A 13,636-nucleotide genomic window follows, 5' to 3' on the forward strand; every position below is an offset into this window, starting at 1 on the left:
CTTCATTCAGCTCAGCATTGCAGAATATATACACCATTACACCATCTTTGCCTATTCAAAAACGATTTGTCTTTTTTAATGTGCTTCGCCGCTGGCCGTTTCATGCCAAAGATGACAATTGTCATCTGATTTCGTGACAATCCATACTAAACCGTGAGACGGCTTCCCGGTATGATAGGTACAACAAGAAATGAACGAGAGGTGCGGATCACATGAGCAAAGACAATGCAAACAGCCCGGCCGTGGTGCTGAAAGAGGTCAGCAAGCATTTTGGTTCCAAGAAAGCCGTGGACCAAATTTCTTTTTCCATACCGCAGGGGAGCGTTACCGCCATACTGGGCCCTAACGGAGCAGGTAAAACAACAGCCATTTCCATGATGCTGGGCTTGATGGATCCCAAATGTGGCAGTGTAGAAGTGCTGGGAAGGTCTCCTAAAGATCTGAAGGTCAGACGGAAGATCGGCGCGATGCTGCAGGAGGTCAGCGTCATGGATCAGTTAAAGGCACGGGAAATCATCAATCTGATCCGGGGGTATTATCCACATCCGATGTCCATGGAAGAGATTATGGCGCTTACGGGACTAACGCCCGAGGATCTTAATAAAATGGCGGTCAAAATGTCAGGCGGCCAAAAACGCAAGCTCGGATTTGCGCTGGCGCTGGCAGGCAATCCCGAGCTGCTCTTCTTCGATGAGCCTACCGTCGGGCTGGATACATCAGCACGCCGCCTGTTCTGGAAAACCGTACGGAGTCTGGCCGCCCTGGGCAAAACCATTCTGTTTACGACACACTATCTGCAGGAGGCAGATGACATTGCTGACCGGATCATTCTGTTTAAGGACGGCCGCGTTGCGGCAGATGGCAGCCCTGCGGAGATTAAAAATAAACTGACGACCCGATCTGTTTCTTTCGTGGCCGAACAGGATACGCAGCACATTACTGCCCGGCTTAACCAGGTTCCCGGGGTGACCGGAGTTCACCTTGAAGACGGCCGGATGTATATCTCAGCAGACAACACCGACCAGGTGCTGGCGGTCATTTTCAGAGAAGAGCTTCCTGTGCGTGATGTCGCGACCGATACGGGAAGCCTGGATGAAGCTTTTGAGCAGCTCACCCAAGTAACAGAGGAGGCGGTATAAATATGAATGGAGCACTGATTCGACTTCAATGCAAAATGGAACTGCTGCGCATTGTGCGCAACCCCTACTTTATCTTTTGGTCACTGGTGATGCCGATTGCGTTTTACTTTATCTTCACCCGTGTCGTCAACACAGGCTCACCGGATGCCGATGCTTGGCAGGGCCATTATCTGATGTCCATGACCACATTCAGTGTGATGGGCTCAGCGATTATGTCGCTCGGAATCCGTCTGGTTCAGGAGCGTACGCTGGGCTGGGCTGTATTCATGCGGATCACCCCGCTGCCCGGGAGCATTTATTTCTTCGGAAAAATGTTCGGCCAGGCCCTGCTCCATCTGCTGTCCATCATCGTCATTTTTACGGCAGGCTACCTGATCAACGGCGTGCAGCTGGAAGCCTGGCAGTGGATATTGAGCGGACTGTGGATCATGATCGCCTCCGCACCATTCCTTGCTTTGGCCACGTTGATCGGTGCCATGAAGCGGGTGGAAACTGCGAGCGGTGTCAGCAACGGCATTTATCTGGTGCTTGCCCTGCTCGGGGGCATGTGGATGCCGCTGGACATCATGCCACCATTTCTGCAAGCTATCGGCAGATGGACACCGTCCCACCATTTTACAAGCGGAGGCTGGGATATTGCGGCCGGTAATCTGCCGGAGCTGAGATCGGTGCTTATTTTGACAGGATATTTGGTGCTGTTTATGTTACTATCCACGTATGTCAGAAAAAAACAGCAGGCTGTTTAAAGGATGATGTGATGTGAAGCTTGTATCATTTGAAATTTTCCCTCGCAAGATGGGTTTTTTCCCTTATGTGTGGCTGGTGTACTTGTGCCTTCCAGTCACACAGCTTCTTCTGATTGAGGAGGGCCTGAAGCTGTATGCCGGGTTTGCCATGATCGGATGTTTTCTGGTCACGTACAGACAGCTGTATTTCTGCGAAAACAAGCCACCGTTCTTCTACTGGCTTCTAATGCAGATGGCGATTATATTTACGCTCTCAATGGCCTATGGCACGACGTATCTGTTTATGGGCTTCTTCACAGCCAACTTCATTGGGTGGTACTCAGACAATCGGAAATTCAGAAATGCCATGATCCTGTTCGCATTTGTCGAGATTGTACCGCTGCTGTACCACCTGGGCAAGGTATGGAATCTCGATCTGCTGTACACCTTCCCTTTCCTGATCATTATGATGATCTCTCCCTTCGGTATCCGGTCCATGAACCGCCAGCATAAGCTGGAGGAGCAGCTGGACCAGGCGAACGAGCAGATCCGCAACCTGATCAAAGGAGAAGAGCGGACACGGATTGCCCGGGATTTGCATGATACCCTCGGACATACCTTGTCATTGATTACCCTGAAGAGCCAGCTGGTGGAGAAACTGGTACTCGTTAATGTCAAGCAGGCACAGGAGGAAGCCCGTGAGATTCAGAATACGTCAAGGGCTGCGCTTCGTCAGGTCAGGGAACTGGTATCAGACATGCGTACCGCCAAGCTGACGGAAGAATTGAATGAAGCCAGGATGATTCTGGAGAGCGCAGGTATTGAGCTGACTTCTGAAGGCAGTCCGAAGGTGGAGGGAATGCCGGATACGACGCACAATATTTTAGGGCTTTGTCTGCGTGAGGCCGTCACGAATGTCGTCAAGCACAGCGGGGCTTCCCGCTGTCATATCACGTTCGGCCGGACGGAGGCACAATGGCAGCTCTCTGTCCATGACAACGGTGATGGCATCGTGGAGCCGGAGAAGAATGGTCAGCTTCGGGAGAAAAACGGGCTGAAGGGTATGGCAGAGCGGCTTGACCTCGTGGACGGCACGCTGGAGGTGACTGACGAGAATGGCACGCTGCTTCGTGTGAGGGTGCCCATTGTGGTCAAGAACCGGAAGGGATGTGAGACCGGTTGAGTATTCGGGTACTGATTGCGGAGGATCAGCGGATGCTGCGAGGCGCGCTGGCACTGCTGCTGGATTTTGAAGAGGATATTGAGGTCGTCGGACAGGCCGGGGATGGAAAAGAAGCGCTGGAGCAGGCGGTTAAGCTGGCGCCCGATATCTGCCTGCTGGACATTGAGATGCCGATGATGTCAGGCCTTGAGGTCGCTGAAGAAATTCAGCGGCGTAAGCTGGGGTGCCGGGTCGTCATTCTGACGACCTTCGCCCGTCCCGGATATTTCGAGCGGGCCGTTCAGGCAGGCGTGCTGGGGTATCTGCTCAAGGACGAGCCAAGCGACCGGCTCGCGGAAGCGCTGCGCCGGATCATGCAAGGCCGGCGGGAGGTGTCACCCGAGCTGGTGTTTGGCACGGTGCGCGAGACCAATCCGCTCACCGAACGGGAGCAGGAGATTCTGCGGCTGACGGCGGCAGGCAAAAGCTCCAGCGAAATCGCCGCCCAGCTGCACCTGTCATACGGGACGGTGCGGAATTACATGTCCGAGGCGTTCCATAAGCTGGACGCCAAGAATCGGCTGGAAGCCGTTGCTATTGCAGAAGAGAAGGGCTGGATCTAGTCGGCTATGGCGCGCTTGCCTATGATCACAGCTTAAAACCCGCATGATCTGCCTTGCCAGGCAGCTTCATGCGGGTCATTCATTTCTTAATGCCTTATCGGCTCTCCATAAACGCCCGTCTTTTGAAAATCGCAATAATGTCTTTGGACTGACCTTGAGAGATGCTGGTATCGAAGCAGGACACCAGTTCCCAGCCTTCATATCCCAAGCCGTTTAGCAGCTCGTTCAGATCATGTTCATCGACTTTGCCGCCGAGAAATCCCTTTGTTGCGTATTTTACCGTCTTATACTCCCATTGTTCCATCACATTCATCCCTCCTTCTATTTGTACGTTATATCTCTGTACTGCTGTGCGCTGCCATCCGCGACAATCTCAACGCCCGCTTTGGAGCTCCACCCGGAACCGCTAATATCCTCTGCCAGCTGCCCCTCAAAAACCAGATTGGTATAAAGCTGATTGGACCTGCGGGGAAGATCTAGGGTCTTATACTCGTAAACGATATTGGTATCATCCAAATCATCAATTGGACGAATGTGAACCTCCTGAGCTTTACCATAATTATAAATTCGCAGGCTGCATCTTGCTTTCGCCTTCTGTTCTCCATAATGGTAATCACACTTACTGTCTCTGAAAGAATAGTCCACTGAAGAGATTCCGCTGGCATTAAACTTGAATACATACATGGTGTACTCGGTCACATAAGGAAATATGAACAAAACTGCGATACAACCGAGAATGACTCTGCTCCTGATTTTAGGATATACCGATTCATACATGCTGCCTATCCCGATTATACCGGTAACTAGAAGCAGCAAGCCTATAATAGCCGTAAGATGCAGTCGGCCCGAACCTCCGGTCTCGATCCATGCCGGAACTCCCAGCCATTCAAAAAAATGATCTCCCGTGGAATAGCCCAGATGGGCCGGAGCAAAAAGAAACATCCCCAGCAGCGCTGAAATTATGTAAACAAACTTTACTTTCTTCATTCCTCAACCTCCCTGGTTTCCATATTATAACAAACTATGCACTCCATTTCCTCCTTTTTTATAAAAAACAAAAAACCCCCGAGGGGGCCTTTTAGAAAAAATTATATATAGACCTAACTAAAGAAAAAACCCTTCTATAGCAGAGGTGACAAGTGATTCTGAGGTTCAATCGGAATATCCAGCAGCGGTAAAGCTGAGCGGACCTACTTCAATTGCCGTTGTGTTGGCTGCACCGGATATTAATACCTGATACACCGTAAAAGCAGCAGGAGGCAGATAGTCAGCGCCTGTGAAGGTAAGAACAACTTCGGCTTCATTTTCGCCAGGATCCTCATACTCCTGCACCACTTCATAAATGATCGGACCGCCAATCCCTCTAGTAACCACCAGGGTGATCGTTTCAGCTGCGGCAATAGTCAGTCCTACGGTGCCTGCGAAGTGCACCTGTGCTCTGGTTCCTGCTGCAGCAAGATCCAGTCCCAGTGTGAATATGAGTGTAGGTGTCGTCGTTACAGCTGTTGTTCCCGTTACTGTACCATTGTTCGCCAGGCTTAGCTGAGCATCCAGGAATCTCTTTGCCATGTTCATCCATCTCCTCTCGTTTTGATAGTGTATTCTATGAGAGAAGGCGCGCCGACGTTTGGACAGGATACAACCTGTTCGCCTCATTTTAATAGAACAACAGGTATATCAAAAGAGACCATAAACAAAGGAAAGAAGCTGTTCCAAAGAACAGCTTCTTTCCATAATTCAGGGTGAATCCCATTAGTCAGAGTAGCCGGCAGCAGTAAAGCTGAGCGGGCCTTCTTCGATCGCCGTCGTACCCGCTCCACCGGAAATCAGTACCTGATACACTGTAAATGCTGCAGGTGGCAGGTAATCAGCACCTGTGAAAGTTACTACTTCAGTTACAGCAGCTGTTGGAGCTTCGTAATCCTGAACTACTTCATATATTACAGGACCCCCGACACCTCTGGTGACTTGGATTGTAATAGTTTCAGCAGCCGCAATGGTCAGTCCTACAGTACCTTGAAAGTGCACTTGAGCGTTAGCGCCAGCTGTAGTGAGATCCAAACCCAATGTCAAAATGAGTGTCGGCGTCGTCGTTACACCTGTTCCTCCCGCCACCGTACCATTGTTAGCCAGACTAAGCTGAGCATCCAGGAATCTCTTTGCCATGTTCATGCATCTCCTCTCGTTTTGATAGTGTATTCTATGAGAGAAGGCATGCTTGAGATTGGACGGGACTCCCCTTATTCGCCTTGATTTGATAGAAAAGGCTGGTATCTTCCATGGCAAAATACCGGGAATGATAGATATGGATCAGTACGTATAACTTCAGATAAACCTCTTCTTGGAAAAACCTTCTATTGCTTTTATATAACTATCCTCTTCTTCCCCATTGGTAAAGGAACGCCGTGGGATAATCACCGCTTGAAGCGGATTCACAAAAACAAACAGATATTCCTCATCCCTGCGGAGCTCATGGATTCCGTTCCAGGGATACCGCAGCTGGCTCTTCCCGGTCACTTCATGAATGGCGGAGCTGTCCATCGTGATCCGGCGCTCTCCCAGCATGCCCGGCGTGTGCTTGACCATCCTCATCGTGCGGCTCTTAATCCGGTACACAAACAGGAAATCACACAAGATCCCCAGAAGCACACCGACCACTACGGAATAGACCCATCCAAAGCCCGAAAATTTCAGCAGCACTATACTGAGTACAGGGATCGCGGCTAACGCGGCCCACATCATGACTCTATACTTAGGCAGATGAAACATCACATAGCGATTGAATCGCCAAAAATCTTCCTTATTCAAATCCACCGTTACTTCCATTAATCCTCTCTCCTATCCTTAACAACACGTTCTACGCCAGACTCCGATCTATTATAACACAGGGTTTTTCGTAAAAAAGCGCCGCTTCTTTTTACGGAAGCAGCGCACTTTAGCAGATCGGGAGGAGCTACATTTTTTTATACAACAGGTAAAAAAAGAACGGCGCTCCAAACGCGGCGGTAAATACGCCCGCGGGAATGTCCAGCGGCTGGAGCAGCATCCGTCCCGCCAGATCCGCCAGCAGCAGTATAACAGCTCCGGTTAAAGCCGCAGTCGGCAGAAGGGCGCCATAAGCGTTACCAACCATCCGTCTGGCGATATGCGGGGCAATGAGACCAATAAAGGAGAGCGTACCGGCGATACCTACAGCAGCACCCGCAAGTGCGATGCTGCACAGCATAATGAGAAGCCGATCACGCTGAATCCGGGTGCCGAGCCCTGTCGCCACCGTATCTCCCATAGCTTGGGCATTGAGCGAGCGCGAGAATAAAAAAGACAGCGGAATGATCACGAGGGCCCATGGGGCAGCAGCGGAGACATGCTTCCAGCCGGTGCCGTACACGCTGCCTGTCATCCAGTTCAGCACCTGTGAAGCCAGATAGGCTGGACCGCTGATCAACAGAAATGTGGTCAGCGCGCTCAGCGCGGTGGAGATGCCGACTCCAATCAGGACAAGTCTCAGGGGAGATACCCCTTTTTTCCATGCCAGCATGTAATTTAAGGATCCCGCTGCAAGTGCACCCAGAATCGCAATGAGCGGAATCCACTGCATACTGTACATACCGGTATAGAGCGTCATAAAAGAGACAACAGCAACAGAAGCCCCGCCGGTTACTCCAATAAGATCAGGTGCAGCCAGAGGGTTACGGATTACACCTTGAAGCAAAGCACCCGATACCGCAAGCATGGCTCCTACAAGCAGAGCGGCCAGTGCCCTCGGCATTCGAAACTGAATGACAATCAGCGAATTTCCGCCGTCCGCCGATCCGAACAGAGAAGCAATTACTTCCCTCATCGGGATGGTCGTACTGCCTACAGAGATACTGATTAGAGCAAGCAGGATGGTCAGCATCGACAACGCTGTCACTGTCATGCTTTTTCTATAAGACATAAGATTTCCTCCGCACAATGTAGATCAGAAACGGGACACCGATTAGAGCCGTAGCAACACCGACAGGCACTTCTTTCGGCATGATCACAAACCGTGACACCAGGTCCGCCAATACAAGCAGCAGGCTGCCGGCCACTGCACAATAAGGAATGAGCCAGCGATGATCTTGCCCTACCAGCGAGCGGCATAAATGAGGTACGATCATGCCAATAAACGCAATAGGACCGGCGACGGCAACTCCGCTTCCAGCCAGCAGCACGACCGATATACATGCCCCTGCGCGCACCAGAAACAGCGAAATGCCAAGTCCCTTGGACACTTCATCACCTAATGCTGCAACATTAAGCGATCGGGATAGAAGAAGGGCCAGCACCAGCCCGGCTGCAGCATAAGGCAGCATGGCCATGACATGCTCCATGTTTCGATTCACTACAGAGCCAACCATCCAGAACAGCGCCTGATCCAGCGATTGCTTATCAATGAGAATGATGCCAGAAGTCACCGATGCGGAGAAAGCAGCAATGGCAGACCCGGCAAGCGTTAATTTAACGGGCGCAAAACCGCCTGGACCGCTAAAACCTAGAACAAATACGAGTAAAGCAGTGACCGCAGCGCCCGCAAAAGCAAGCCAAATCATGCCGCTCATACTCAATCCGCCCCCCAGCACCGTAATGCCGATCACGATAAACAGTACGGCCCCCGAGTTAATGCCAAATACAGAAGGTGATGCCAGCGGATTGCGGGTAATGGCCTGCATTACAGCTCCTGCTACTGCGAGTCCGGCGCCAACCACGGCTCCGACAATAGTACGTGGAACCCGAGTATCGCGAATAATCATATGTTCGGTTGAGCCGTCGAAGGCTTGATATGTATGAAGCAGCATGCTGATATGAAAGTTCTGCAAGCCCAGCAGTATACTTAACAGCATAACACCAGTTAGAAGCAACACTCCTGTAAGTAAGCCCAGCAGGCGTGCTCTCTGGCTTTGAAACAATCCCATAATGAAGTCATCTCCCTGAAGATGCTGAGGATGATAATCCGAATACAACATGTTCTATTGTAGTTTGGGTTGTAAAACCTGTCAATGAGTATGATAATCATTTTCAATTAAAGCTTGACAGAATCTTTATGCTGAATTATATTGCAATTATCTAGTTGATAATGATTCCCATTATCAAAGATGAAACCATACATAAGGGGAGAATGTTTAAATGTCATCACTATTCCGCAATAAATCCTGGCTGGTCATGCTGACCTTATCCGCTATTCTTATGCTCACTGCCTGCGGAGGTACTAACACTGCTGATACACCAGCTTCAGGCACCGAGCCTTCTAATAGCGCTGCTGCGAACGGCGATACCCGTACCATCCAACATGCAATGGGAGAAGAAACACTGACTGGTACGCCTGAACGTGTCGTTATACTGACGAATGAAGGTACAGAAGCTCTGCTGGCTGTAGGGGTCAAGCCTGTCGGCGCTGTTCAATCCTGGGTTGGTGATCCTTGGTATGATCATATTAAAGATCAGATGGAAGGCGTGGAAGTACTCGGAGAAGAAACACAGCCGAACGTAGAATTAATTGCAGGATTGAAGCCCGATTTGATTATCGGCAATAAAGTCAGACACGAGAAGATCTATGATCAGCTGAAACAGATTGCGCCAACTGTTTTTGCCGAAGAGCTCTCTGGTAACTGGAAAAACAACATGCTGCTTTATACGGAAGCCGTCAATAAAAAAGCCGAAGGCGAGCAGGCGATTGCCGAGTTTGACCAGCGTGTGGAAGACGTGAAGTCCAAGCTCGGAGACAAGGCTGACACAAAAGTTTCGGTGGTCCGTTTCACGGCTGCAGATGTGCGTACTTATATGAAGGATACTTTTAGCGGTGTGCTGCTGGAACAGCTCGGGATTGCTCGTCCTGCCGACCAGGATAAGAATGAGTTTATCGAGAAGCTGACGAAAGAACGCATTCCTGCAATGGATGGCGATGTACTATTCTACTTCACACAGGAAGACCCCGGCTCCACAGACGCGCAGAAGGCTTCCGAAGAATGGATGGACGAACCGCTCTTCAAAAGCTTGAATGTGGCGAAGAACAATGAAATTCATAAAGTAAATGAAGTCGTATGGAATCTCGCCGGTGGCTACGAAGCTGCTAATCTATTGCTGGATGAGATTGCTGCTTATTTTGAAGTCAACTAAACCGGGTTAACCTTAACAAGGAGCTGCATCTTGCAGTTCCTTGTTTTTTTTAGGCTATAACCGATAAAGCTGGCTTGCGATCACGTTTCTCCTGTCCTCGATATATCTGCGGATGACAGTCATCTCTCCTTGGAAATCCTGCAGGGTCCATTTGTACACAGGTCCACGTCGCACCTCATCTGCAATGAGGTCAAAGTGTCGTCTCGCGCTGCCCGTCTGCTTGGGGATTGTAAAGACGGTTTCCAGATATCGGCTAAGCATGCTCTTGTATTGCTGGCGGTAATCCCGGAAAGAAAGCACTTTATCAGTCAGCTTATTGTAGCCTGCCACTCGAACCAAATCGGCACCCACCGGTTTCCCAAAACAGTTCCGGCCCCACGTTCCCTCATAATCCCATGGGCTCATCTGATATAATCCCGAGCCGCCGTTCTCAAAAATCGTATAATTCTGCTTGAATCCGTCGTAGTTGCCGGTCAAGACAGCTCCGCACAGCCAGCGAAGGTAGGCCTCAACATCCAGAGACGATTGCAGATGAAGCCTTAGCCGATCTCCGCTGCGGTCATGAAGACCCCGGATAAAAGAAACCAGCTTGGCACGATCATCTTCCCGCCCATGGATAAGGCGATAGCCTGCAAACCATGATAGTCCCGCGGCGCGTTTGTCCGAAAAATCGGCATGGTCGTTGACCGCATACATAATGCTTTTTACAGGAGTACTCCGCCTGCGAAAAAAGGGCAGCTTCACCGCCTCAATTTGCAAATAGACCCCCGCCCGCTCCTGATTAATATATAAGAGGCAGTGCCTCGTTTTGGGACTCGGGACTTGCAAAGATTCAAATAATTCAAACGAGAGCGCATTCCGGATCAGGGAGGGATCATCATATTCTGCATTAAAATGATAGGTTTGCGAGGCCGTTCTAATTTCGTAAGACCGCTTGGGATACTCCCGGGTATGTCCTCCGCGGTATCGGATGCGAACAGGAAACTTTTTTTCTTTATATAAAATATGGGCTTCTACGAACTGTTCCGACCAGATATGTTTATTGAGCCATTCCCGCTTTCTGTCTTCGATCATAATCCGGTACACCGGTAAACCCACCTGAAGCCCTCCTTTGAGTTAAGACTTTGAGAACCTTCACCAGGCTATCGCTGAAATTGCGCTGTAGTCCTACATTGGACCAGTCCACTTTACACGCTTTTACATAAGATATGACAGATAGAGATGGAACATATGCAAGTGATATACGAAAGGAGAATGGACAGTGATCATAAAAAAGTCAAAACATGCAGCCGCCGCAATGTCCACCGATCAGCCTCAAGCACGTGTATCGTCCCTAGTCGGACCTTGGCCTTGGCAAAGTGAAGTCGAAGGAAACCTGCTTGGTCATCACTCCTTGGGCCAAGCTTCCAGCGGACACCGCTCAGGTGGTCATCGCTCCCAAGGTCATGGCTCGCGTGGCCATCACTCCACTGGGCATCGCTCCCAAGGTCATGGCTCACACGGTCACCACTCCAATGGTCAACGCTCCCAGGGTCATGGCTCGCACGGTCACCACTCCAGTGGTCACCGCTCTCAAGGACATGGCTCACACGGTCACCACTCTCAGGGTCATGGCTCGCACGGCTTTTGTCCTCCTGGACTTGGTCCACAGGGTACCCTTCCCGGTTCCTGGGCGCAATACCCTGCTTCCGGCGGCATCTGGGAGCACCACTCTCATAGCAGCGGCCACCGCAGCTGGGCAAGCGAAGGCTGGAAACCGAAGAAACGTCCAAAGCGTAGACGTATCAGAACCAGACCCGGTACAGGACCAGCAAGAACCAGACCTTGTCGGCCTGCGAAACGCAAACACCGCTGAGTTTACAGCTTTAAAACTCATACAGCACAGTTGTCAGCCGGCAGCTGTGCTTTTTTCATAGGTACGTGGTCTGTATACTATATGCTCTTCACCCTCAATGGTGAAAAAAAGACCTGCTGGTCTTCCATTCAACCGTGTAACACAAATGCCTGGCCCTCAGTGAATGTTTACACCGAGGACCAGGCATTTGTTTAAAATTTCAGTTGTTGTCATGCCGGCCGAAGGGGCCCGAACACAGCTGATCGGCAGCTGCCTTAAAGCGTATGATTCGGCTTTTTTTGTTTTCGGAATGTCTCATAAATAAAGCCTGCAGCAAATACGACCAGCACGAGAATATACGTCAAGATAGTAATCTCCGTTGAATCGATAACACTCGGCGAGAATATAAGCATATAGAATCGAGCGCCGATAGCCACCATTAACACCACGTACAGCTGAGACAGCAGCGCCAACACCAGGTTTCTCGACTCATCATTGATAAAGACAAACTGCCAAACAAACAGACCAAAAGATAATATCCACAGCAGATTACCCATCAGGAAGCTTTGAGGCTTGCTCCGATTCATCTGTGCAAACTGACGTCCCGCCCAAAACCAAAATATCGCGAAGCCGATATTGATGGTCCAGATCAAAAATCCCGATGCGGGCACCTGGAGCATCATGATATTAAACAACCATCCACCGAACAATGGTGCGAGCACAATCCATGTCAGCTTATTCCTTTTAAAATAACTCTCCAATCCACGTGCTCCTTTCTTACAGGCCATTCCCTCCTGCTGCATACCAATTATTATCCAGATATTATAACATAAGCCATACGCGTTTACGGCCGGGCGCAGAATGTATGTGATTTACCACATACATTCGCCGCTTACCGCGGTCAGCGAGCCCATCTAGCGCTCACCACCACTTTCGCACCCGCAGCGCACGCAAAATAGGGCCGCCCTCAAGATTCAAAATCTTGTGGACAGCCCCTTCACTCATACTTATTAAGAATTAAGAGTTTCGCTCCAGTCATGAACCATATGGCCTTCGATAAACTTCTCACAGTCCATCGCTGCCATACATCCGGAACCGGCAGCCGTGATTGCCTGACGGTACTTGGTGTCCTGAACGTCGCCGCAGGCAAAGACGCCTGGAATGTTCGTCTCGGTCGTACCTGGCTTGACTAGAATATAGCCGGTCTCGTCTGTCGTCAGCTGCCCACCCAGGAACCCGGTGTTCGGCGTATGGCCGATCGCCACGAATACACCTTCCGCTTCAATCAGCTCTTCCGCCCCGGTCTCGTTATTCCGGACCTTCAAGCCCTTCACGCCCGTCTCACTCGTTACAACTTCAAGCGGAGTGCGGTTCAATGCCCATTGTACCTTCTCGTTTTCCTTGGCACGATCCTGCATGATCTTGGAAGCCCGCAGCTCTTCACGACGGTGAACCAGGGTCACACTGGAGGCAAAACGCGTCAGGAAGCTGGCTTCCTCCATCGCGGAATCTCCACCCCCGATGACAACGATCTTCTTGCCGCGGAAGAAGAATCCGTCACAGGTTGCGCAGGTGCTGACGCCTCTGCCGACATTCTCCTGTTCACCCGGAATGCCAAGATACTTAGCTGAGGCCCCTGTCGAGATAATGACCGATTCTGCCAGCAGTTCTCCCATGCCTTCCACGTTCACTTTGAACGGGCGCTTGGAAAAGTCCACGGACTCTACCCAGGCACTTTTGAACTCGGCGCCAAAACGTTCTGCCTGCTGCCGCATGTTATCCATGAGCTCGGGCCCCATGATTCCTTGTGGGAAGCCTGGAAAGTTCTCCACTTCCGTTGTTGTCGTCAGCTGACCGCCAGGCTGCATGCCTTCGATCACCAGCGGTTTCATGTTGGCACGTGCCAGATAGATTGCTGCAGTAAGTCCGGCAGGGCCGGTTCCGATTACGATTGATTTGTACATGTTGATTGCCTCCTTTATCCTATATCTTGTTCTGTTTATTATATTGTCCTG

Annotated in this window: 16 protein-coding genes; 5 read left to right on the top strand and 11 right to left on the bottom strand. The window is 50.6% G+C overall.

All coding sequences use genetic code 11. The annotated features are described in order from the left end of the window. The first annotated feature begins 212 nt into the window (after positions 1-212). The 4 genes from HII30_RS15560 to HII30_RS15575 are packed head-to-tail and all read left to right on the top strand — an operon-like array spanning position 213 to position 3,649. The gene (locus HII30_RS15560; RefSeq protein WP_169505964.1) at positions 213-1,139 is read left to right on the top strand and encodes an ABC transporter ATP-binding protein; all 927 of its coding nucleotides are present in this window, start codon (positions 213-215) and stop codon (positions 1,137-1,139) included. A gap of 2 nt (positions 1,140-1,141) precedes the next feature. Continuing rightward, the gene (locus HII30_RS15565; RefSeq protein WP_169505965.1) at positions 1,142-1,885 is read left to right on the top strand and encodes an ABC transporter permease; all 744 of its coding nucleotides are present in this window, start codon (positions 1,142-1,144) and stop codon (positions 1,883-1,885) included. Between the two features lie 13 nt (positions 1,886-1,898). Then, positions 1,899-3,047 (top strand): sensor histidine kinase, encoded by a 1,149-nt coding sequence (locus tag HII30_RS15570; protein ID WP_343045117.1) that lies wholly within the window; start codon positions 1,899-1,901, stop codon positions 3,045-3,047. A 32-nt stretch (positions 3,048-3,079) separates the two neighbouring features. Then, positions 3,080-3,649 carry a response regulator gene (locus HII30_RS15575; protein ID WP_246246522.1) on the top strand — a complete coding sequence of 190 codons (570 nt, stop codon included), beginning with the start codon at positions 3,080-3,082 and terminating at the stop codon, positions 3,647-3,649. 94 nt (positions 3,650-3,743) lie between these two features. Here the strand turns inward: HII30_RS15575 and HII30_RS15580 are convergent, their stop codons facing one another. The 7 genes from HII30_RS15580 to HII30_RS15610 all read right to left on the bottom strand — a co-directional run bounded on the left by HII30_RS15580 (position 3,744) and on the right by HII30_RS15610 (position 8,586). Beyond that, complete coding sequence (locus tag HII30_RS15580; RefSeq protein ID WP_169505995.1) at positions 3,744-3,953, bottom strand: DUF4177 domain-containing protein; 210 nt, start codon at positions 3,951-3,953, stop codon at positions 3,744-3,746. Between the two features lie 17 nt (positions 3,954-3,970). After that, positions 3,971-4,636 (bottom strand): hypothetical protein, encoded by a 666-nt coding sequence (locus tag HII30_RS15585; RefSeq protein WP_169505967.1) that lies wholly within the window; start codon positions 4,634-4,636, stop codon positions 3,971-3,973. A 165-nt stretch (positions 4,637-4,801) separates the two neighbouring features. After that, positions 4,802-5,218, bottom strand: a complete 417-nt coding sequence (locus tag HII30_RS15590; RefSeq protein ID WP_169505968.1) for a hypothetical protein — start codon at positions 5,216-5,218, stop codon at positions 4,802-4,804. A 183-nt stretch (positions 5,219-5,401) separates the two neighbouring features. Continuing rightward, positions 5,402-5,815, bottom strand: coding sequence for a hypothetical protein (locus tag HII30_RS15595; protein ID WP_169505969.1), 414 nt, complete (start codon positions 5,813-5,815; stop codon positions 5,402-5,404). A gap of 159 nt (positions 5,816-5,974) precedes the next feature. Continuing rightward, a complete protein-coding gene (locus HII30_RS15600; protein WP_169505970.1) occupies positions 5,975-6,475 on the bottom strand; it encodes a YcxB family protein in 501 nt (166 codons plus the stop codon). Positions 6,476-6,602: 127 nt separating this feature from the next. Then, positions 6,603-7,586: a FecCD family ABC transporter permease gene (locus HII30_RS15605; protein ID WP_169505971.1), complete on the bottom strand. Its 984-nt coding sequence runs from the start codon at positions 7,584-7,586 to the stop codon at positions 6,603-6,605. Beyond that, complete coding sequence (locus tag HII30_RS15610) at positions 7,576-8,586, bottom strand: FecCD family ABC transporter permease (RefSeq protein ID WP_169505972.1); 1,011 nt, start codon at positions 8,584-8,586, stop codon at positions 7,576-7,578. The genes HII30_RS15605 and HII30_RS15610 overlap by 11 nt, the downstream gene beginning before the upstream one ends. Positions 8,587-8,797: 211 nt before the next feature. Between HII30_RS15610 and HII30_RS15615 the strand changes: the two genes are divergently transcribed. Then, positions 8,798-9,787 carry an ABC transporter substrate-binding protein gene (locus HII30_RS15615; protein WP_169505973.1) on the top strand — a complete coding sequence of 330 codons (990 nt, stop codon included), beginning with the start codon at positions 8,798-8,800 and terminating at the stop codon, positions 9,785-9,787. Between the two features lie 54 nt (positions 9,788-9,841). Here HII30_RS15615 and HII30_RS15620 read toward each other — a convergent pair whose 3' ends face one another. The 4 genes from HII30_RS15620 to trxB form a co-directional block, all read right to left on the bottom strand. Then, on the bottom strand, positions 9,842-10,885 hold the full coding sequence (locus HII30_RS15620; protein WP_343045118.1) for a CotH kinase family protein: 1,044 nt from the start codon (positions 10,883-10,885) through the stop codon (positions 9,842-9,844). Between the two features lie 167 nt (positions 10,886-11,052). Next, on the bottom strand, positions 11,053-11,436 hold the full coding sequence (locus HII30_RS15625; protein WP_169505974.1) for a hypothetical protein: 384 nt from the start codon (positions 11,434-11,436) through the stop codon (positions 11,053-11,055). A 460-nt stretch (positions 11,437-11,896) separates the two neighbouring features. Next, the gene (locus HII30_RS15630) at positions 11,897-12,382 is read right to left on the bottom strand and encodes a hypothetical protein (RefSeq protein WP_169505975.1); all 486 of its coding nucleotides are present in this window, start codon (positions 12,380-12,382) and stop codon (positions 11,897-11,899) included. Between the two features lie 249 nt (positions 12,383-12,631). Beyond that, positions 12,632-13,585, bottom strand: a complete 954-nt coding sequence (gene trxB / locus HII30_RS15635; RefSeq protein ID WP_169505976.1) for a thioredoxin-disulfide reductase — start codon at positions 13,583-13,585, stop codon at positions 12,632-12,634. Positions 13,586-13,636 lie beyond the last annotated feature (51 nt).

Origin of the sequence: Paenibacillus lemnae (assembly GCF_012933385.1) — a bacterium.
Taxonomy (GTDB): Bacteria; Bacillota; Bacilli; order Paenibacillales; family Paenibacillaceae; genus Paenibacillus_AQ; species Paenibacillus_AQ lemnae.